The organism is Pseudomonas sp. LB1P83 (genome assembly GCF_054897885.1).
Genome location: NZ_CM142709.1, coordinates 4400032 through 4420522, shown reverse-complemented (window position 1 = coordinate 4420522; position 20491 = coordinate 4400032). Strand labels below are relative to the sequence as shown.

Annotated in this window: 19 protein-coding genes; 16 read left to right on the top strand and 3 right to left on the bottom strand. The window is 60.9% G+C overall.

What is annotated here, in order from left to right:
- Window positions 1-152: 152 nt before the first annotated feature.
- Window positions 153-671: a DUF2062 domain-containing protein gene (locus ACYZTY_RS20245; RefSeq protein WP_131062744.1), complete on the bottom strand. Its 519-nt coding sequence runs from the start codon at window positions 669-671 to the stop codon at window positions 153-155.
- 135 nt (window positions 672-806) lie between these two features.
- On the opposite strand from ACYZTY_RS20245, the gene ACYZTY_RS20240 reads away from it, so the two are divergent.
- The 12 genes from ACYZTY_RS20240 (at window position 807) to ACYZTY_RS20185 (ending at window position 12270) form a co-directional block, all read left to right on the top strand.
- Entirely contained in the window at window positions 807-3041 is a 2235-nt protein-coding gene (locus tag ACYZTY_RS20240) for a DNA internalization-related competence protein ComEC/Rec2 (RefSeq protein WP_461955194.1), read from the top strand.
- Window positions 3042-3139: 98 nt separating this feature from the next.
- On the top strand, window positions 3140-3775 hold the full coding sequence (locus ACYZTY_RS20235) for a MotA/TolQ/ExbB proton channel family protein (RefSeq protein WP_219097121.1): 636 nt from the start codon (window positions 3140-3142) through the stop codon (window positions 3773-3775).
- The gene (locus tag ACYZTY_RS20230) at window positions 3772-4203 is read left to right on the top strand and encodes an ExbD/TolR family protein (protein ID WP_461955193.1); all 432 of its coding nucleotides are present in this window, start codon (window positions 3772-3774) and stop codon (window positions 4201-4203) included. The genes ACYZTY_RS20235 and ACYZTY_RS20230 overlap by 4 nt, the downstream gene beginning before the upstream one ends.
- Window positions 4203-5213, top strand: a complete 1011-nt coding sequence (gene lpxK, locus ACYZTY_RS20225) for a tetraacyldisaccharide 4'-kinase (RefSeq protein ID WP_461955192.1) — start codon at window positions 4203-4205, stop codon at window positions 5211-5213. Before ACYZTY_RS20230 ends, lpxK begins: the two co-directional genes overlap by 1 nt.
- Before the next feature lie 25 nt (window positions 5214-5238).
- Window positions 5239-5424, top strand: coding sequence for a Trm112 family protein (locus ACYZTY_RS20220; protein ID WP_010461887.1), 186 nt, complete (start codon window positions 5239-5241; stop codon window positions 5422-5424).
- Window positions 5421-6185, top strand: a complete 765-nt coding sequence (gene kdsB / locus ACYZTY_RS20215) for a 3-deoxy-manno-octulosonate cytidylyltransferase (RefSeq protein WP_461955191.1) — start codon at window positions 5421-5423, stop codon at window positions 6183-6185. Before ACYZTY_RS20220 ends, kdsB begins: the two co-directional genes overlap by 4 nt.
- Window positions 6185-6649 (top strand): low molecular weight protein-tyrosine-phosphatase, encoded by a 465-nt coding sequence (locus tag ACYZTY_RS20210; RefSeq protein WP_461955190.1) that lies wholly within the window; start codon window positions 6185-6187, stop codon window positions 6647-6649. The genes kdsB and ACYZTY_RS20210 overlap by 1 nt, the downstream gene beginning before the upstream one ends.
- A complete protein-coding gene (murB, locus tag ACYZTY_RS20205) occupies window positions 6646-7665 on the top strand; it encodes a UDP-N-acetylmuramate dehydrogenase (RefSeq protein ID WP_461955189.1) in 1020 nt (339 codons plus the stop codon). The genes ACYZTY_RS20210 and murB overlap by 4 nt, the downstream gene beginning before the upstream one ends.
- Window positions 7666-7911: 246 nt before the next feature.
- The gene (locus ACYZTY_RS20200) at window positions 7912-8382 is read left to right on the top strand and encodes a (2Fe-2S)-binding protein (protein ID WP_008152370.1); all 471 of its coding nucleotides are present in this window, start codon (window positions 7912-7914) and stop codon (window positions 8380-8382) included.
- The gene (locus ACYZTY_RS20195) at window positions 8379-10700 is read left to right on the top strand and encodes a xanthine dehydrogenase family protein molybdopterin-binding subunit (protein WP_461955188.1); all 2322 of its coding nucleotides are present in this window, start codon (window positions 8379-8381) and stop codon (window positions 10698-10700) included. The genes ACYZTY_RS20200 and ACYZTY_RS20195 overlap by 4 nt, the downstream gene beginning before the upstream one ends.
- Window positions 10700-11683 carry an XdhC family protein gene (locus ACYZTY_RS20190; protein ID WP_461955187.1) on the top strand — a complete coding sequence of 328 codons (984 nt, stop codon included), beginning with the start codon at window positions 10700-10702 and terminating at the stop codon, window positions 11681-11683. The genes ACYZTY_RS20195 and ACYZTY_RS20190 overlap by 1 nt, the downstream gene beginning before the upstream one ends.
- Entirely contained in the window at window positions 11680-12270 is a 591-nt protein-coding gene (locus ACYZTY_RS20185) for a nucleotidyltransferase family protein (protein ID WP_461955186.1), read from the top strand. The genes ACYZTY_RS20190 and ACYZTY_RS20185 overlap by 4 nt, the downstream gene beginning before the upstream one ends.
- 380 nt (window positions 12271-12650) lie before the next feature.
- Here the strand turns inward: ACYZTY_RS20185 and rne are convergent, their stop codons facing one another.
- Window positions 12651-15878 (bottom strand): ribonuclease E, encoded by a 3228-nt coding sequence (gene rne, locus ACYZTY_RS20180; RefSeq protein WP_461955185.1) that lies wholly within the window; start codon window positions 15876-15878, stop codon window positions 12651-12653.
- 700 nt (window positions 15879-16578) lie between these two features.
- Between rne and rluC the strand changes: the two genes are divergently transcribed.
- From rluC to sppA, 3 genes are read left to right on the top strand one after another with little or no spacing between them, the layout of a single operon-like run.
- Window positions 16579-17541, top strand: coding sequence for a 23S rRNA pseudouridine(955/2504/2580) synthase RluC (rluC, locus tag ACYZTY_RS20175; protein ID WP_461955184.1), 963 nt, complete (start codon window positions 16579-16581; stop codon window positions 17539-17541).
- Window positions 17528-18190, top strand: coding sequence for an HAD-IA family hydrolase (locus ACYZTY_RS20170; protein WP_461955183.1), 663 nt, complete (start codon window positions 17528-17530; stop codon window positions 18188-18190). The genes rluC and ACYZTY_RS20170 overlap by 14 nt, the downstream gene beginning before the upstream one ends.
- 24 nt (window positions 18191-18214) lie before the next feature.
- The gene (gene sppA / locus ACYZTY_RS20165) at window positions 18215-19204 is read left to right on the top strand and encodes a signal peptide peptidase SppA (protein ID WP_461955182.1); all 990 of its coding nucleotides are present in this window, start codon (window positions 18215-18217) and stop codon (window positions 19202-19204) included.
- Between the two features lie 68 nt (window positions 19205-19272).
- Here sppA and ACYZTY_RS20160 read toward each other — a convergent pair whose 3' ends face one another.
- A complete protein-coding gene (locus ACYZTY_RS20160) occupies window positions 19273-19851 on the bottom strand; it encodes a Maf family protein (RefSeq protein WP_461955181.1) in 579 nt (192 codons plus the stop codon).
- 105 nt (window positions 19852-19956) lie between these two features.
- On the opposite strand from ACYZTY_RS20160, the gene ACYZTY_RS20155 reads away from it, so the two are divergent.
- Window positions 19957-20484 carry a YceD family protein gene (locus tag ACYZTY_RS20155; RefSeq protein WP_004371317.1) on the top strand — a complete coding sequence of 176 codons (528 nt, stop codon included), beginning with the start codon at window positions 19957-19959 and terminating at the stop codon, window positions 20482-20484.
- Window positions 20485-20491 lie beyond the last annotated feature (7 nt).

Genomic DNA, 20491 nt, shown 5'->3' with positions numbered 1-20491 from the left:
CGCCTGCTTCGCGGGCAAGCCTCGCTCCTACAGGATCGATGTCGATCAACAAACATTGGCACACCTCTACCCTGTAGGAGCGAGGCTTGCCCGCGAAGGCGTCAGCCCAGACACCACAAAAAAACGGCCTCCAATTGGAGGCCGTTTTGCATTTACTGCATCCGGCGTTGCTTACGCCGCTTCCACTGCCGGCTGACCCACCAGCGCCAATACATCATCACCAGGCAATAGGCGAGGGCACCCAGCACCAGCCCCATCACCACTGAACCCAGCAAAAACGGCTGCCACAACGTAGACAGCTCGCCGCTGATCCATTCCCAGGTCAGTTCGTCCGGCAAATGCCTGGCCGGCACATCCATCAACCACGCCCCCGTCTGATAAGTGCAGAAGAACACCGCTGGCATGGTGATCGGGTTGGTCAGCCAGACCAGGCTGACGGCAATGGGCATGTTGCCACGCACCACAATCGCAAGAATGGCCGCGACCAGCATCTGCAATGGAATGGGCAGGAATGCCGCGAACAGACCCACCGCCATGGCCCTTGCGACCGAGTGGCGGTTGAGGTGCCAGAGGTTTGGGTCATGCAGCAGGGTGCCGAGAAAGCGTAAGGATTTGTGTTCCCTGATGCTGGTCGGGTCTGGCATGTAACGTTTGAATAAGCGCCGGGGCATAAGGCTTCTCGGTCGGTTAAGGCGGCAAGTATGTCTGGATTCTATGAACCGCCCATTCAGACTTTGTGACAATTAATAACCGCGTGTGTGCGGTCGGCCAGCTATGCCTAGGGTGGGACTCTCAAGGACGGGCGTATGCGCACAGGGATGATGGCGCTGGCGTTGGGTCTGCTGGCCCTGCGTTTTTTACCGGTTTTACCGCCGGTCTGGTTATGGATGTTGCTGCCGGTTGTCGGTTTGATGTTGTTGCCGTTTCGGACTTACCCGTTGGCGTTTTTCCTGTTCGGCTTCAGTTGGGCGTGCGCGAGTGCGCAGTGGGCGCTGGATGATCGCCTGCCGCTGAAGCTCGATGGCGAGACTCGCTGGGTCGAAGGGCGGGTGACGGGGCTGCCGCAGAGTGCCGAAGGTGTCGTGCGTTTTGAACTGACGGACAGTCAGTCCCGAAGCACCCGGCTGCCCCGACATCTGCGTCTCGCCTGGTATGACGGACCGCCCGTCAACAGCGGCGAACGCTGGCGCCTGGCGGTCAAGCTGAAGCGTCCGGCCGGGCTGCTCAATCCGCATGCCTTCGACTACGACGCTTGGCTGCTGGCTCAACGCATCGGCGCTACCGGTACGGTCAAGGATGGCCAGCGGCTTGCCGCCGCCCAATGGGCCTGGCGCGACAGCATTCGCCAACGATTGCAGGCCGTAGATGCCCAAGGTCGGACGGGAGCGCTGACGGCCTTGGTATTGGGTGACGGCACCGGGCTGAGTCGCGAGGATTGGCAGGTGCTGCAAGACACTGGCACCGTGCATCTGCTGGTGATTTCCGGGCAGCACATCGGGCTGCTGGCGGGGCTGGTGTATCTGCTGATCGCCGGGCTGGCCCGCTATGGTCTGTGGCCAAGCCGATTGCACTGGCTGCCATGGGCGTGCGGACTGGCGTTTGCTGCGGCGCTAGGTTACGGACTGCTGGCCGGTTTCGAGGTGCCGGTGCGGCGGGCCTGCGTGATGATCGGGTTGGTGCTGTTGTGGCGACTGCGATTTCGTCACCTCGGTGCCTGGTGGCCGCTGTTGTTGGCGCTCAACGGCGTTTTACTGCTCGACCCGCTGGCGAGCCTGCAGCCGGGGTTCTGGTTGTCCTTCGCAGCGGTGGCGGTGTTGATCTTCACCTTTGGTGGACGGCTGGGCCCTTGGCGCTGGTGGCAAACCTGGACCCGTGCGCAATGGCTGATCGCGATCGGTCTGTGCCCATTGCTGTTGATACTCGGGTTGCCGATCAGCGTCAGCGGGCCGGTGGCCAATTTGCTGGCGGTGCCCTGGGTCAGTCTGGTGGTATTGCCACCAGCCTTGCTCGGGACCTTGTTGTTGCCCGTCCCTTATGTGGGCGAGGGATTGCTGTGGTTGGCGGGCGGTCTGGTCGACCTGTTGTTCAAGGGGCTGGCATTAATGGCCGGGCAATTGCCCGCCTGGGTGCCGGTCGCGGTGCCGTTGTGGATTTGGGCGCTCGGCATGCTGGGTGCCTTTCTTCTATTACTGCCTAAAGGTGTGCCGTTGCGCCCGTTGGGTTGGCCGTTGTTGCTGCTGCTGGTTTTTCCACCTCGTCCACTGCTTCCCGAAGGCATCGCCGAAGTCTGGCAACTGGATGTCGGCCAAGGCCTGGCCATCCTCGTGCGCACCCGTCATCACACTCTGTTGTATGACACAGGGCCGCGTTTCGGTGATTTTGACCTCGGCGAGCGGGTGGTCCTGCCGTCATTGCGCAAACTGGGCGTGGCCGGGATCGACCTGATGCTCATCAGCCACGCCGACGCCGATCACGCCGGAGGCGCACGAGCGGTTGCCAACGGATTGCCGGTGACGCGGGTCATAAGTGGCGATCCCGACGCGCTGCCAGCCGAATTGCGCGCCGAGGGCTGTGAAAGCGACCAGCAATGGACCTGGGACGGTGTGAACTTCCGGCTCTGGCAATGGACATCAGCCCGGGACAGCAATCAAAAATCCTGTGTCTTGCAGATCGAAGCCAATGGCGAGCGATTGCTGTTGAGCGGTGACATCGATGTCGCTGCCGAACGGGCACTGCTCGACAGTCCGCTCGCCGTGCCTACCGACTGGCTGCAATCGCCGCATCACGGTAGCCGCAGTTCTTCTTCGATGGCTCTGCTCGCTGCGTTACAACCCAAGGCTGTGCTGATTTCCCGTGGCCAGGGTAATTCCTTTGGTCACCCGCATCCAACGGTCGTGGCGCGCTACCAAAAGCGCGGCATGGCGATCTACGACAGCGCCACCCACGGCGCCATTCGTCTGCAACTGGGGCGCTTCCAGCCGCCGTGGACGATGTGTCTGGAACGGCGTTTCTGGCGCGATCCGCCACCGCCCGACCCATAACCGCGAGTTATGACAGCCCGACCGGATGCGACATCACAGTCTTCGGTGCATCCAGCCCCTATGTTAGAGTGGCGCACTTTTTCGAGGGGACTGTCACTGTGTGGGAATTGGTCAAATCCGGCGGCTGGATGATGCTGCCGATCATTTTGAGTTCCATCGCGGCCATGGCGATCACCGCCGAGCGTCTCTGGACCCTGCGAGCCAGCCGTGTGACCCCGGAGCATTTGCTCGGGCAGGTCTGGGTGTGGATCAAGGACAAACAGCTCAATAAAGAAAAACTCAAGGAATTGCGCGCCAACTCACCGTTGGGCGAGATCCTGGCGGCGGGGCTGGCTAACTCGAAGCATGGTCGCGAGATCATGAAAGAGTGCATTGAAGAAGCCGCCGCACGAGTGATTCACGAGCTCGAACGCTACATCAACGCGCTGGGCACCATCGCTGCGATGGCCCCGTTGTTGGGCCTTTTGGGCACGGTGCTGGGCATGATCGATATTTTCAGCGCGTTCATGGGCACGGGCATGGGTACCAATGCCGCGGTGCTGGCTGGCGGTATTTCCAAAGCACTGATCACCACGGCAGCCGGCCTGATGGTCGGTATCCCGGCAGTGTTCTTTCACCGATTCCTGCAACGCCGGATCGATGAGCTGGTGGTGGGTATGGAGCAGGAAGCGATCAAACTGGTCGAAGTGGTGCAGGGCGACCGTGATGTGGACCTGGCCGAGGGCAAAGCGTGAAATTCCGCCGCAAACCGCGGGAAACGGTAGACATCAACCTCGCGTCGCTGATCGACGTGGTGTTCATCCTGCTGCTGTTTTTCGTGGTCACCACTACATTTACCCGTGAAACCCAGTTGCGCGTCGATCTGCCGGAAGCGGTCAGCGGTTCGCCTGCCGAAGACCAGCAGGTCAAACACCTGGACGTGGCCATCAGTGCCGAAGGCGTGTTCTCGGTGAACAATCAATTGTTGCCGAAGAATGACCTGACCAGCCTGATGGAGGCGTTGCAGAAAGAATCCAACGGCGACACCAACCTGCCGCTGTCCATCAGCGCGGACGGCAAGACCCAGCATCAATCCGTCGTCATCGCCATGGACGCCGCCGGCAAACTGGGTTTCAGCCACTTGCGCATGACCACGGTCGAAGCGGCGCCGCCCGCGCCCTGATGGCCATGTCCGATCGCTTGCTTGCCGCGTGGTACCAGGGGCATCCGGCCCTGAAACTGTTGCAGCCACTGGAGTGGCTGTATCGGCGCGTGGTGATGAACAAGCGCAAGCGTTTTCTGGCGGGCGAGGGTGAGATCTATCAGCCGCCCGTGCCGCTGATTGTGGTCGGCAACATCACCGTCGGCGGCACCGGCAAGACACCGCTGATTCTGTGGATGATCCAGCATTGTCAGCGCAGCGGCCTGCGGGTCGGCGTGGTCAGCCGGGGTTACGGCGCCAAACCGCCGCAATTGCCGTGGCGCGTCGAGGCTGAGCAAAGTGCCGACATTGCCGGCGACGAGCCGCTGTTGATCGTCCAGCGCACCGGCGTGCCCTTGATGATCGACCCGGATCGCAGCCGTGCCGTCAAAGCGTTGCTGGCGAGTGAGCCGCTGGACCTGATCCTGTCTGATGACGGCATGCAGCATTACCGCTTGGCGCGGGACCTGGAACTGGTGCTGATCGACGCCGCCCGAGGCTTGGGCAACAAACGCTGCCTGCCGGCCGGCCCCTTGCGCGAACCGGTCGAACGCCTGCAAAGCGTCGACGCCGTGTTGTACAACGGCGCAGCCGATGATCGCGCAGACGGGTTTGCCTTCCAGTTGCAACCCACCGAACTGGTCAACCTGCAAAGCGGTGAGCGTCGTCCCCTCGACCACTTCCCCGCAGGCCAGGCGCTGCACGCCGTGGCCGGGATCGGCAATCCGCAGCGTTTCTTCACGACCCTCGAAACGCTACACTGGCGACCAGTGCCGCATGCATTTGCCGACCACGCCGAGTACAGCGTGCAGGCCTTGAATTTCACACCGTCATTGCCGTTGGTGATGACCGAAAAGGACGCGGTGAAGTGCCGTGCCTTCGCCGCCGCCGATTGGTGGTACCTGGCGGTCGATGCTGCACCATCGCCGGCCTTCGTGGCCTGGTTCGATACGCAGCTGATGCGCCTGTTGCCGGCTCGTCTTTTGCCTTAACTCCGTTCTAATCCAGGGAATGCTCATGGACACCAAATTGCTCGATATCCTCGCTTGCCCGGTCACCAAAGGCCCGCTCAAGCTCAGCGCCGACAAGACCGAGCTGATCAGCAAAGGCGCCGGCCTGGCTTACCCGATTCGCGACGGCATCCCGGTGATGCTCGAAACCGAAGCCCGCACCCTGACCACCGACGAGCGTCTGGATAAATGACCACAGCCTTTACCGTTGTCATTCCATCGCGGTATGCCTCCACTCGTCTGCCGGGCAAGCCGCTGCTGCTGATCGCCGGCAAGCCGATGATCCAGCACGTCTGGGAACAGGCGAGCAAAAGCAGCGCCGAACGTGTGGTGGTCGCCACTGACGACGCGCGCATCGTTGAGGCGTGCAAGGCGTTCGGTGCCGAAGTGGTGTTGACCCGCGAAGATCACAATTCCGGTACTGATCGTCTGGCTGAAGTCGCCGAGAAGCTGGGCCTGGCCGCCGACGCCATCGTGGTCAACGTCCAGGGTGACGAACCGCTGATCCCGCCGAGCGTGATCGATCAGGTTGCCGCCAACCTGGCCGCCCACACCGAAGCGCGCATGGCCACCCTGGCCGAGCCGATCGAAGACGTGGAAACCCTGTTCAATCCTAATGTGGTCAAGGTCGTCAGCGACCTCAATGGCCTGGCGCTAACCTTCAGTCGCGCCACGTTGCCCTGGGCCCGGGACGCATTCGCCAAAAGCTGCGAGCAATTGCCGGAAGGTGTGCCGTATCGCCGCCACATCGGCATTTATGCCTACCGCGCCGGTTTCCTGCATGACTTCGTCAGCTGGGGCCCGTGCTGGCTGGAAAACACCGAATCCCTGGAACAGCTGCGTGCCCTGTGGCACGGCGTGCGGATTCACGTTGCCGATGCGCTGATCGCGCCGCCCACCGGCGTCGACACCGTCGAAGACCTCGAGCGCGTTCGTCGCCTGCTGGAGGCCTGATGCGCGTTCTGTTCGTGTGCCTGGGCAACATCTGCCGTTCTCCGACGGCCGAAGGTGTGCTGCGGCATAAATTGCGCGAAGCGGGGCTGGCCGATCACATCGAAGTCGCCTCCGCTGGTACCGGTGACTGGCATGTCGGCAAGGCACCGGACAAACGCAGCCAGGCCGCCGCCAGACTGCGCGGTTATGACCTGTCCGCCCAACGCGCTCAGCAAGTGACCCGCGCCGATTTCGCCACCTACGACCTGATTCTGGCGATGGACAACAGCAACCTGCGCAACCTCAAAGCCCTGCAACCGGCCAAGGGCAAGGCCGAGCTGGACCTGTTCCTGCGTCGCTACGATTCGGAAATCGATGAAGTGCCGGACCCGTACTACGACGGCGACCAGGGTTTCGAGCAGGTGCTGGACCTGATCGAGCGCGCCAGTGATCGGCTGGTGATCGAATTGAAGGGACGGTTATGAGTTTGCAGGTTCAACCCCAGGTTTCGCTCAAGCCGTTCAATACGTTTGGTGTCGACGTCCAGGCCCGGTTGTTCGCCGAGGCCCACAGTGATGCCGATGTGCGTGAAGCCCTGGCGTATGCTTCGGCCCATGACGTGCCGTTGCTGGTGATTGGGGGTGGCAGCAACTTGCTGCTGACCGCAGATATCCAGGCGCTGGTGCTGCGCATGGCCACACGCGGGATTCGGATTCTCAGCGACGACGGTAGCAAAGTCGTGATCGAAGCCGAGGCAGGCGAGCCTTGGCATCCGTTTGTGCAGCACACCCTGGCGCAGGGGTTGTCGGGGCTGGAGAACCTCAGCCTGATCCCGGGCACGGTCGGTGCGGCGCCGATGCAGAACATCGGCGCCTATGGCGTCGAGATCAAGGACGTGTTCGCTGGCCTCACCGCGCTGGATCGTCAGACCGGCGAGCTGCGCGACTTCACGTTGGCGCAGTGCAACTTCGCTTATCGCGACAGCCTGTTCAAGCAGGAGCCGGGGCGCTGGTTGATCCTGCGCGTACGTTTCACCCTGGACCGTGCCGCGCCCCTGCACCTGGAATACGGTCCGGTGCGTCAGCGCCTGACCGAGCAAGGCATCGATCATCCGACCGCCACCGATGTCAGTGAGGCAATCTGCAGCATTCGTAACGAAAAGCTCCCGGACCCGGCCGTGCTTGGCAATGCCGGCAGCTTTTTCAAGAACCCTCTGGTGCCGGCCGCGCTGGTCGCACAGTTGAAAAGCCAATACCCGGACCTGGTGGCCTACGCGCAACCCGATGGTCAAATGAAACTGGCGGCAGGCTGGTTGATCGAGCGGGCCGGCTGGAAAGGCTTTCGAGACGGTGATGCCGGCGTGCACACGTTGCAGGCGCTGGTGCTGGTCAACTACGGCAGCGCCACTGGCCTGCAATTGCTGAACCTGGCGCAGCACATTCAGAAAGACATTTGCGAACGTTTCACGATCGACCTGGAAATGGAGCCAAATCAGTATTGAAGCTACGCTTTATTGACTGATTTTCAGAGCCCTGCACACCTACAACTGTGCAGGGCTTTTTTGTTAATGCTGGGTTAACTTAGCCCCCTAACGATGCATTCATTTGCTCCATCAAAGGCCCGATGCAGACGTTGCCGTTCGCATAAGAGAGCCTCATTAGCCTGAGCCGATCTGCGTGATGCCAACCGCCAACCCTCGGCGGCAGATTGCTCGACCCCATAACCCAACAAATATGCGGGCGTGCCCATGATTACCCTGAAGCTCAATGGTCAAGACCATCAACTCGACGTCACCGAGGACATGCCGCTGCTCTGGGCCATCCGCGACGTGGCCGGTTACAACGGCACCAAGTTCGGCTGCGGCATGGGCCTGTGTGGCGCCTGCACCATTCATATCGAAGGCGCTCCAGCGCGCAGTTGCATCACGCCGATCGGCTCGGTAGTCGGCCAGAACGTCACCACCATCGATAACCTGCACGCCGACCCGGTCGGGCAAGTCGTGCAGCAAGCCTGGCTCGACACCGCCGTGGCCCAATGTGGTTTCTGCCAGGGCGGGCAGATCATGTCGGCGACGGCGCTGCTCAAGACCAACCCCAACCCCAGTGATGAACAGATCGAAGAGGCGATGGTCGGCAATATTTGCCGTTGCGGCACCTACAACCGCATCAAGACCGCCATCCGCCAGGCATCCACTCACCTGAAGGAGGCCAAGGCATGAGCCAGTTACCGAATGACTTTGCGCTGAGCAACCTCAGCCGCCGTGGTTTCCTGAAAGGGGTCGGCGCCACCAGTGCGCTGGTACTGGTGGCCAGTTGGGGCTGGCAAGACGCTTTCGCCGCAGAAAAAGAGAAAAAGTTCGGCGCTGACGGCATGCCCAATGGCTGGATTGATGATCCCAAGGTCTACATCAGTATTGCCGCTGATGGCATGGTGACGGTGGTCTGCAACCGTTCGGAAATGGGCCAGGGTGTGCGCACAAGCCTGACGATGGTGGTGGCCGATGAACTGGACGCCGACTGGGCAATGATGAAAGTGCAGCAGGCGCCGGGTGACGAAATTCGCTTCGGCAACCAGGACACCGACGGTTCGCGCAGCATGCGTCACTGGTACGAACCGATGCGCCGTTGCGGTGCTGCCGCGCGGACCATGCTTGAACAGGCGGCTGCCGAGCAGTGGAAAGTGCCGGTCGGCGAGTGCCATGCGCAATTGCATAAAGTGGTTCACCAACCGACCGGTCGTGAACTGGGCTACGGTGCGCTGGCCGCCGCTGCGGGTGCGCTGGCAGTGCCGGCGCGCGACAGCCTGCGGCTCAAACAGCCGTCGGAATTTCGCTACATCGGCAAGGAAGGCAGCAAGGCGATCGACGGTGCCGACATCGTCAATGGCCGCGCCATTTACGGGGCCGATGTGCATTTCGACGGCATGCTCTATGCGGTGATTGCGCGTCCGGCGGTCTACGGCGGCAAGGTTAAATCCGTCGATTCCAGCGCCGCAATGAAAGTCCCGGGCGTGCTCAAAGTCATTCAAATCGAAGGCCGTCCGCTGCCGTCCGAGTTCCAGCCATTGGGTGGCGTGGCCGTGGTGGCCAGCAACACCTGGGCCGCGATCAAGGGCCGCGAGGCGCTGAAAATCGAGTGGGATGACGGCCCTCATGCCAGTTACGACTCGATCGCCTACCGCAAAGAGCTGGAAGCCTCGTCCCTCAATCCCGGTAAAGTGGTGCGCAATACCGGCAACATCGACGACGCCATGAAAGGGGCCGACAGCACCCTTGAAGCCTCTTATTACCTGCCGCACCTGACGCAGGCGCCAATGGAGCCGATGGTCGCCATCGCCCGCTTCAAGGACGGTGTGTGCGAAGCCTGGGCGCCGAGTCAGGCGCCACAAGTCAGTCGCGAACGGATTGGCGAACGCCTCGGCATTCCATTCGATAACGTCACCTTCAATGTCACCTTGCTGGGCGGCGGTTTCGGTCGCAAGTCCAAGCCGGACTTCATCATCGAAGCGGCAATCCTCGCCAAGGAATTCCCTGGCAAGGCAGTGCGGGTGCAATGGACCCGTGAAGACGACATCCACTGTTCCTACTTCCACACCGTGTCGGCTGAATACCTGAAGGCCAGCCTGGGCAAGGACGGTCTACCCTCCGGTTGGTTGCACCGCACCGTCGCCCCGAGCATCACCGCACTGTTCGCCCCGGGCATGAACCACGAGGCAGCTTTCGAGTTGGGCATGGGCTTCACCAACATGGCCTATGCGATTCCCAACGTGCGCCTGGAAAACCCGGAAGCGGCGATTCATACCCGGGTCGGCTGGTATCGCTCGGTGTCGAATATTCCCCACGGGTTTGCGATTCAGAGCTTTGTCGATGAATTGGCTTACAAGGCCAAGCAAGACCCGCTCAAGTACCAGATCAAATTGCTCGGCCCGGACCGCCAGATCGATCCGCGTACCTTGAGTGAAGAATGGAACTACGGCGAATCCCCCGAGCGTTACCCGATCGACACCGGGCGGATGCGCACGGTGTTGGAAACCGCTGCCAAAGCCGCCGGTTGGGGGCGTGAAATGCCCAAGGGCCGAGGCCTGGGCCTGGCGGTGCATTACAGCTTCGTCACTTATGTGGCGGCGGTGATCGAGGTCGAAGTCAAAGACGACGGCACGCTGATCGTGCACAAGGCCGACATCGCGGTGGATTGCGGTCCGCAGATCAACCCCGAGCGGATTCGCGCTCAGTTCGAAGGCGCCTGTGTCATGGGCCTGGGCAATGCGGTGGTCGGGGAAATCAGCTTCAAGGACGGCAAGGTGCAACAGGACAACTTCCACATGTACGAAGTGGCGCGCATGTCGCTGGCACCGAAGGAAGTGGCGGTGCATCTGGTCACGCCGCCGGGCGTTGTGCCGTTGGGTGGTGTCGGCGAGCCAGGCGTACCGCCGATTGCGCCGGCGTTGTGTAACGCGATCTTCGCTGCCACTGGTCAGCGCATCCGCAACTTGCCGGTTCGCTTTCAATTGCAAGGTTGGCAGAAGGCGCAGTCCTGATGGACAGCGCGGATCTGAACGTCTTGCGCAGCGTGCTGGAATGGCGCCGCGCCGGTCAGCGGGTGGTGTTGTACAGCGTGGTCCAGACCTGGGGCACTGCGCCTCGGGCGCCGGGCGCGATGCTGGCGTTGCGTGAAGATGGCGTGGTGATCGGCTCGGTGTCCGGTGGCTGTGTCGAGGATGATCTGATTGCTCGGTTACACGATGGCCGGATTGCGCCTGACGGGCCGCCGGTGCAGCTGATCACCTACGGCGTCACCCGTGAGGAGGCCGCACGGTTTGGTTTGCCGTGCGGCGGCACGTTGCGCCTGACCGAGGAGCGGGTCGGCGATCCAGAGTGGGTCGCCGAGTTGCTGGCGCGCTGCGAGGCCCATGAAATCGTGGCTCGCTCGCTGGATCTTGCGACCGGCGAAGTGGTTTTGCACGCGGCGAGCAAAAGCGACGTACTGAGTTTTGACGGCAACACACTGCGCGCTATCTACGGTCCGCGTTGGCGGCTGTTGCTGATCGGTGCGGGGCAACTGTCCCGGTATGTCGCCGAGATGGCGCGGCTGCTGGATTTCGAAGTGCTGATCTGCGATCCGCGCAGCGAGTTCGTCTATGGTTGGGAAGAGCAGCACGGCCGTTTCGTCTCGGGGATGCCGGATGAAGCGGTGCTGAGTATCCAGACTGACGAACGCACGGCGATTGTCGCCCTGACCCACGATCCGCGTCTGGATGATATGGCCTTGCTGACGGCTCTGGATTCCAGGGCTTTTTACGTCGGTGCCCTGGGTTCGCGGGTCAATAGCCAGAAGCGTCGGGAAAACCTGACTCAGCTAGGCTTGTCACAACAGGCCATCGAGCGGCTGCACGGCCCGATCGGTTTGCACATCGGCAGCCACAGTCCGGCGGAAATCGCTTTGTCGCTGCTGGCCGAGATTGTGGCGATCAAGAACGGCGTCGAACTGAAGCAGAAGAAACCGTTGCAGGAGGTTGTATGAGTGAGTCCATCGGCGTCATCGTGCTGGCGGCGGGGCAGGGCAGCCGTTTCAGGCAGGTCGCGGGAGAGGACAAGGACAAGCTGTTGGCGGACTGTGCCGGTCGCGATGGCGCCGTTCGTTCGGTGATCGAACAGGTGCTGGTGAATTTGCCGGAAAGCCTTGGGAGGCGTGTGCTGGTGACCACCGAAGATCGCCCGCAAGTGAAGCGCATGGCTCAAGCATATGGCTGCGAGATTGTATTGATCGAGTCGACCGGGATGGGCGATAGCATTGCGGCCGGCGTGGCGGTGTGTCCAGAGCTCAGTGGCTGGTTGATTGTGCTGGGGGATATGCCGTTTATCTTGCCGTCGAGTATTGAGCGGGTGGTGGCGGGGATTGCTGATGATTGCGTCAGTGTGCCGGTGCAGGCGGGTGAGTACGGGCATCCGGTCGGGTTCGGTCGCAGTTTTGGGCCGGGGTTGATGGCGTTATCGGGTGATCATGGGGCCAAGCCATTGTTTGCGCAGGGCCGGGTGGTTGAAGTGGTAGTGGAGGATGTCGGGGTGTTGTGGGATGTGGATACACCAGAGAGGCTGGTTTTCGCCTGATTTACCGTCATCGCGAGCAGGCTCGCTCCCACATTGGATCTACGGTGTGATCACTATTTTGTCATCACCGCCGACCCCTGTAGGAGTGAGCCAGCTCGCGATAGCGGTTTCACATTCGACATTGATGCAAGCTGATCCACTGCCATCGCGAGCAGGCCCGCTCCCACATTGGATCTGCGGTGTGATCACGGTTTTGTAGTCGCCGCCGACCCCTGTAGGAGTGAGCCTGCTCGCGATAGCGGTTTAACATTCACCATTGATGCAAGCTGATCCACCGTCATCGCGAGCAGGCTCGCTCCAACATTGATCGCGGTGAGACTAATGACCATAAAAAAGCCCCGCCTGGATCACCAGGCGGGGCTTTTTAGTGGCCGATGGAATCAGACGAGCGGTTTAGGCTCGTGTTCTTTTTCCAGGGCTTGCTCGTGTTGCTCTACCGCTTCCTGTACGGAGCGAGGCGCTTCTTCGATGACCGACTCGGCAGCAGGTGCCGCTTCGACCACTTCAGCAACAACCGGTGCAGGCTCGGCAGCGACAACCGCTTCAACCGGAGCAGCAGTGGCACCCAGTTCGGCTTCCTTCTGCAGACGCTCGGCTTCACGCTTGCGACGACGCACTTCACGCGGGTCGTTCGGCGCACGGCCATTTTCGGTCAGGGCGCTGACCGGAGCCGCTTCAACGACCGGTGCAGCCACTTCGGCAACAACCGGCGCTTCAACCACCGGAGCAGGCTCGGCAGCAGCAACCACTGGCTCGGAGACCACAGCTTCAGCCACTGGGGCTTCAGCAACCGGTGCAGGCGCTTCAACGGCAACCGGCTCGGCAACCCAGTTGAACGCGGTTTGTTCTTCACGAACTTCGCGGACAGCTTCGGTCACGGTTTCGCTGGAGGTTTCGACCGCTGGCTCGGCAGCAACCACTGGCTCGAAAACTGGAGCCGTTTCAACAACCGGCTCAGCTTCACGAACCGGAGCCACTTCGATTTTCGGAGCCGCAGTGGCTTCGACCGGAGTCGTCGCTTCTACCACTGGCGCTTCAACCGGAGCAGTTTCCAGGGTGGCGGCAGTCGCGCGTTCGGCTTGCTCGTTGGCTTGTGCTTCAGCCGGTGCGCTGATCACGGTGCTGGCAACGGCTGCGGTAACAGCCAGGCCGGCGGCCAGATCAGAAGTGCTTGGCGCTTCGTTGCTGTCGTCAGCTTCGCTGCCTTCGGCGGATTCGGATTCTTCCGAACCTTCGATCACGTTGCCGTTGGCATCGCGTTGACGCTCGCGACGGTTGCTGCGACGACGCTGGCCACGGGAGCGGCGGCGTGGACGATCGCCTTCGGCGCCTTCCTGACCATCTTCCTGCAGTTGCTCTTCGTTGGTCACCAGCTCTTCTTCGGCAACGGTAGCAGCAGCTTGCTCGGCACGTGGCTGACGTTCTTCACGCGGTGGGCGCGGAGCACGTTCTTCACGTGGCTGGCGAGCCGGACGCTCTTCAGCGGTCGCAGCAGCGCTAGTCGCCGCGGCTGGATCGGTGGCATCCAGAGGTTCGCGCAGTTCACGCACTCGTTCTTCACGCTCGCCACGTGGCTTGCGGTCTTCACGAGGCGCGCGCGGTGCACGTTCTTCACGAGGAGCGCGTGGTGCACGCTCTTCACGTGGAGCGCGTTCTTCGCGGGCTACTGCTGGGGTTTCTTCGCGGGCTTCGCGTGGTTGACGCTCTTCGCGTGGCTCACGTGGTGCGCGTTCTTCACGCGGTGCACGTTCCTCACGAGGCTTGCGCTCTTCATCGCGGCGACCGTTACGGTTGCGGCTCTGCTGACGACCATTGCGACGCTCTTCATTGCGTGCAGGGCGCTCGGTGGTCGCCGGTTTTTCAACAGCGGCCGGAGCAACAGGCTCTTCTTTGGACGCAAACAGGCCAACCAGCGACTTCACCAGGCCTTTGAACAGGCTTGGCTCTGGCACAACGGCCGGAGCAGCAACCGGTGCGGCAACGACTTCGGTCGGAACCGGAGCGTTGGCGCGAGCCGGTGCAGTCTTGACCGCGGCTTCCTGGCGAACCAGGGTGCGGGTCGCAGCGGCTGGCTGGACTTCTTCGACTTCGGCAGCGGCAGCAGCGATTTCGTAGCTGGACTGGCCGACCGCGGCTTCAGGGCTGTCATCGCGCAGACGCTGAACTTCGAAGTGCGGCGTTTCGAGGTGATCGTTCGGCAGAATGACGATGCGGGCACGGGTGCGCAGTTCGATCTTGGTGATCGAGTTGCGTTTTTCGTTGAGCAGGAAGGCTGCGACCGGAATTGGCACTTGTGCGCGAACTTCGGCGGTGCGGTCTTTCAGGGCTTCTTCTTCGATCAGGCGCAGGATCGCCAGGGACAGCGATTCAACGTCACGGATGATGCCGGTGCCGTTGCAGCGAGGGCAAACGATGCCGCTGCTTTCGCCAAGCGATGGACGCAGGCGTTGACGGGACATTTCCAGCAGGCCGAAGCGCGAGATGCGACCGACTTGCACGCGAGCGCGGTCGGCTTCCAGGCATTCGCGGACTTTCTCTTCCACGGCGCGCTGGTTCTTGGCAGGGGTCATGTCGATGAAGTCGATGACGATCAGGCCGCCGATGTCGCGCAAGCGCAACTGACGGGCGATTTCTTCGGCGGCTTCAAGGTTGGTCTGCAGTGCGGTTTCTTCGATGTCGCTGCCTTTGGTGGCGCGCGCCGAGTTGATGTCGATGGACACCAGGGCTTCGGTCGGATCGATAACGATGGAGCCGCCGGAAGGGAGTTCAACGACGCGCTGGAAGGCGGTCTCGATCTGGCTTTCGATCTGGAAACGGTTGAACAGCGGAACGCTGTCTTCGTACAGCTTGATCTTGCTGGCGTACTGCGGCATCACCTGGCGAATGAAGGTCAGGGCTTCGTCCTGGGCTTCAACGCTGTCGATCAACACTTCGCCGATGTCCTGGCGCAGGTAATCGCGGATGGCGCGAATGATCACGTTGCTTTCCTGGTAGATCAGGAATGGCGCGGAGCGATCCAGCGAGGCTTCTTTGATGGCGGTCCAGAGTTGCAGCAGGTAATCGAGGTCCCACTGCATTTCTTCGCTGCTGCGGCCAAGGCCTGCAGTGCGCACGATCAGACCCATGTCGGCCGGGGCAACCAGGCCGTTCAGGGCTTCACGCAGTTCGTTGCGCTCTTCACCTTCGATGCGACGGGAGATACCGCCGGCACGCGGGTTGTTCGGCATCAGCACCAGGTAACGACCGGCCAGGCTGATGAACGTGGTCAGGGCCGCGCCCTTGTTGCCACGTTCTTCTTTTTCCACCTGAACGATGACTTCCTGGCCTTCGCTCAGGACGTCCTTGATGTTGACGCGGCCTTCGGGGGCTTTCTTGAAGTATTCGCGGGAGATTTCTTTGAGGGGCAGGAAGCCGTGGCGCTCGGAGCCGAAATCGACAAAGGCAGCCTCAAGGCTTGGTTCGATGCGAGTAATCCGGCCTTTATAGATGTTGGCCTTCTTCTGCTCGCGTGCACCGGATTCGATGTCCAGGTCGTAGAGGCGTTGGCCATCTACCAGTGCAACACGCAACTCTTCGGGTTGAGTTGCGTTAATCAGCATTCTTTTCATGTAGTACCGTCGGTTTCCGGGCTGCCGGAAACGGCGTTCGGCACACACGACTTCTCACGGTCGGTGTCAGGTGCGTCGGGAGTGGTTGGCCATTCCCGTGTCCAGCGATGTCCGGCCAATTGGGCCGTTATCGCGACGTACGCGTCCTGCTTGCTGTGGCTACTTAAGCACTCAGTCAGGAGGAGGAATCAACCAGCGGCTGTGGACGAGATGAAGCGTCTTGATAAAGCCTAATGCTACACAGTCCAGCGGTTGTGCATCTCCACCCTACACGTATCCCTGATAATTCGGGTGCTGCCGCGCGCAGAATCCGCAGCGGGTTGGCATTTACCGTGAGCTCCGAAGGGGGAGGTCACGCATCATGGCTAATTTAGGCGTTGTTTCCGAAGCGTTCGCTCGGGGTCGTCCGTAGCCGACTGCACTTTGTGAACTGGCCGTGAATATTGGCTCGAAAGGCGAGTGAAAACTCTGCTTTGCGGCTTGATTCAGGCCTCATGTCACCTGCGCTCGTTACAGCTGCAAACTCCACCGTTACGTAGCGAAAACCCCGTAGGACGGCCTCGCGCCCTGGTGAATTGCGTTGGTCAGGGCCGGTTTTTGACCGTTAGTCCGCTGTCCAGGCCGCTTTTGGCGGCGTTCGCGACTATAGCAGCAATGATTAAGTGCTTCAATTCCATAAAAAATTGTTATCATCCGCGGCATGACGACTACTGCCCCTTCGACCCCAGCCGTACAACTGCTGGAGGTCTCGCCGGAATATGCCGGCCAACGTATTGATAACTTCCTCCTCGCTCGGCTCAAAGGCGTGCCCAAGACCTTGATTTACCGCATTTTGCGCAAAGGCGAAGTGCGAGTGAACAAAGGCCGGATCAAGCCCGAATACAAGCTGCAGGCGGGCGATATCGTGCGCGTGCCGCCGGTTCGCGTGCCTGAGCGCGACGAGCCGGTGCCGCTGGCCCAAGGCCTGCTGCAGCGCCTTGAAGCCTCGATTGTGTTCGAGGACAAGGCGTTGATCGTGATCAACAAGCCTTGCGGCATCGCGGTTCATGGCGGCAGCGGACTGACTTACGGGGTGATCGAAGCCTTTCGTCAGTTGCGCCCGGATTGCAAGGAGCTCGAACTGGTTCACCGTCTCGACCGTGACACCTCCGGTCTGCTGATGATCGCCAAGAAGCGCAGCATGCTGCGTCACTTGCACACGGCATTGCGCGGCGATGGCGTCGATAAACGCTATATGGCGCTGGTCCGCGGTAACTGGGCGGCCTCGATCAAGCAAGTTCGTGCGTCGCTCGGCAAGAGCAACCTGCGCTCCGGCGAGCGCATGGTCGAGGTCGATGAGGAAGAGGGCAAGGAGTCTGTGACCGTGTTCAAGGTCCTGCGTCGTTTCGGCGACTTTGCCACCCTGATCGAAGCCAAGCCAATCACCGGCCGGACCCACCAGATCCGCGTCCATACCCTGCACGCCGGGCATTGCATCGCTGGCGATACCAAGTATGGCGATGAAGGTTTCAGCAAGGAAATTCGTGACCTGGGCGGCAAGCGCCTGTTCCTGCACGCCTACATGCTGACCGTGCCGCTGCCGGATGGTGGTGAGCTGAAGTTGCAGGCGCCAGTGGACGAAATGTGGGCCAAGACCGTGGAGCGCCTGAGTGCACCCCTCTGATTACAAACTGCTGATCTTCGATTGGGACGGCACGCTGGCTGACTCCATTGGTCGGATTGTCGAGGCGATGCACGTCGCGTCCGAACGGTCGGGGTTTCAGTTGCGTGATGATTTTGCGGTCAAAGGCATTATCGGTCTGGGCTTGCCTGAGGCTATTCGCACGTTGTACCCCGACATTGGCGATGCCGAACTGGTAGCGTTCCGGCAATACTATGCGGATCACTATATTGCCGCCGAAGCCGTGCCTTCGCCGCTGTTCGAGGGTGTGCTTGAGTCGATGGAGGCGTTTCGCGCCGAGGGTTATCATCTGGCTGTGGCGACGGGCAAGGCTCGTCGCGGGCTCGACAGGGTGCTGAAAGCTCACGGCTGGGAAGATTATTTCGATATCACCCGCGCCGCCGATGAAACCGCCAGCAAGCCCCATCCGCTGATGCTTGAGCAGATTCTCGCCCATTGCGAGGTTCGCCCGGAGCAGGCGCTGATGGTTGGAGATTCGTCCTTTGACTTGCAGATGGCGCGTAACGCCGGCATGGATTCGGTGGCGGTCAGTTATGGCGCTCAATCGATCGATGCGCTGAAGTTGTTCGAGCCGCGACTGGCCATTGATCGTTTTTCAGAATTGCATGCCTGGCTGAGTCAGCGGGCTTAACAGGTTTTTGCTGGGGTAGATGTCATGACCGACGAATGGAAAGCGCCCGCCAAGGCGAGCGGAGAAAACGGTGACGAAAAAAGCTGGAAGCTGCTGGAAAAGACCCTGCTGGCCAGTGTCCAGGAGCAGCGCCGATCTCGTCGCTGGGGTATTTTCTTCAAGCTGCTGACCTTTGTGTACCTGTTTGGTGCGTTGATTCTGTTCACGCCGCTGATGGACATGGAAAAAGGCGCGACCCGCGGTTCCCACTACACGGCGTTGATCGACGTGACTGGTGTGATCGCCGACAAGGAACCGGCCAGCGCTGACAACATCGTCGGCAGTCTGCGTGCGGCTTTCGAGGACGAGAAGGTCAAGGGTGTGATCCTGCGCATCAACAGCCCTGGCGGCAGTCCGGTGCAATCGGGTTATGTGTATGACGAGATTGCTCGTCTGCGCGGCTTGCACCCGAACACCAAGGTGTACGCGGTGATCTCCGACCTGGGTGCTTCCGGTGCTTACTATATCGCCAGCGCAGCCGATCAGATTTACGCCGACAAGGCGAGCCTGGTCGGTTCCATTGGTGTGACGGCGGCCGGTTACGGTTTTGTCGGCACCATGGAGAAGCTCGGTGTCGAGCGTCGGACCTACACGTCGGGCGAGCACAAGTCGTTCCTCGACCCGTTCCAGCCGCAGAAGCCTGAGGAGACTCAGTTCTGGCAGGGCGTGCTGGATACCACGCACCAGCAGTTCATCAACAGTGTGAAAAAGGGCCGTGGCGACCGTCTCAAGGACAAAGAGCATCCGGAGTTGTTCTCCGGGTTGGTCTGGAACGGCGAGCAAGCGTTGCCGCTGGGTCTGATTGATGGTCTGGGGAATGCCAGTTCGGTGGCGCGTGATGTGATTGGCGAGAAAGAATTGGTGGACTTCACTGTTCAGGAGTCGCCGTTCGATCGCTTCTCGAAAAAACTCGGTGCCAGCGTGGCTGAGCATCTGGCGATGTGGATGGGCTTTAACGGTCCGTCGATGCGCTGAGTTCTCCTGCGGCATGAAAAAACCGGCCCGCGTGGCCGGTTTTTTACGTCTGCACGGCTATGTGGGGTTCAAGGGATTTGCACGCCTTCGGCCAACAGCATGTCGATCAGGCGAATCAGCGGCAGGCCGATCAGGCTGGTGGCGTCAGGGCCTTCGGTGCTTTGAAACAGGCTGACCCCCAATCCTTCGGCCTTGAAGCTGCCAGCGCAGTCGTAGGGTTGTTCGGCGCGCAGGTAGCGTTCAATGCGTGCCGGGTCCAGCGTGCGCATGTGCACGGTGAACGGCACGCAGTCGACCTGGTAGTCGCCGGTCTCGCTGTTGAGCAGCGCCAGGCCCGTCAGGAAGGTCACGCTGGCGCCGCTCGAAGCCAGCAGTTGTTCACGGGCTTTTTCGAAGGTGTGAGGTTTGCCGATAATCCGCTCGCCGAGTACCGCCACTTGATCTGAGCCGATGATCAGATGAGCGGGGTGGGTGCCGGCAAGCGCCCGGGCTTTTTCTGCGGCGAGGCGTTTTACCAGCTCAATGGCGGACTCGCCCGGGCGATGGCTTTCATCGATATCCGGTGAGCTGCAGGTGAATGGCAGCTGCAAGCGGGCCAGCAATTCCCGGCGATAAACCGAGCTTGAAGCGAGTAATAAAGGCAGCATGCGCATCTCCGAAAGACAGGCGTGAATTCTACCGAGGCTTCCAAGTGACGGACAGGGCTGAATTTCCTTTGACATGGCTGGGTGCATCCCTATAATGCTGCGCCTATGTTGAATGACCCGATTCCACCTCACGTTGACCCGCGCAAATTGGCTGACCGTGGCACCACCCTTCAAGGTGAACTGCTGCTGGCCGATTTGGAGAGACTCTGCGACCCGCTTTCCGACACTGTCGGTACGGTGCAGGCTAAATTCGTTTTTGAACGAGATGAACGTAAGTCTGTGGTAATCCACAGCTTTATCGACACCGAAGTCAAAATGGTTTGCCAGCGTTGTCTTGAGCTGGTCACCCTGCCGATCCATAGCGAATGCAGTTATGCTGTGGTGAAGGAGGGTGCGAATACCCAGTCGTTGCCGAAAGGTTATGACGTGCTGGAACTGGGCGAAGATCCTTTGGATCTGCAGTCACTGATCGAGGAGGAGCTTCTGCTCGCCTTGCCCATTGTGCCTGCTCATCATCCGGAAGAATGCCAGCAGCCGGCGGGTCTCGATGAGCCCGAACCGAGCGAGGACGAGGTAACGCGGTCCAACCCGTTCAGTGTATTGGCGCAGTTAAAGCGTGACCCAAACGTTTAGGAGTTAA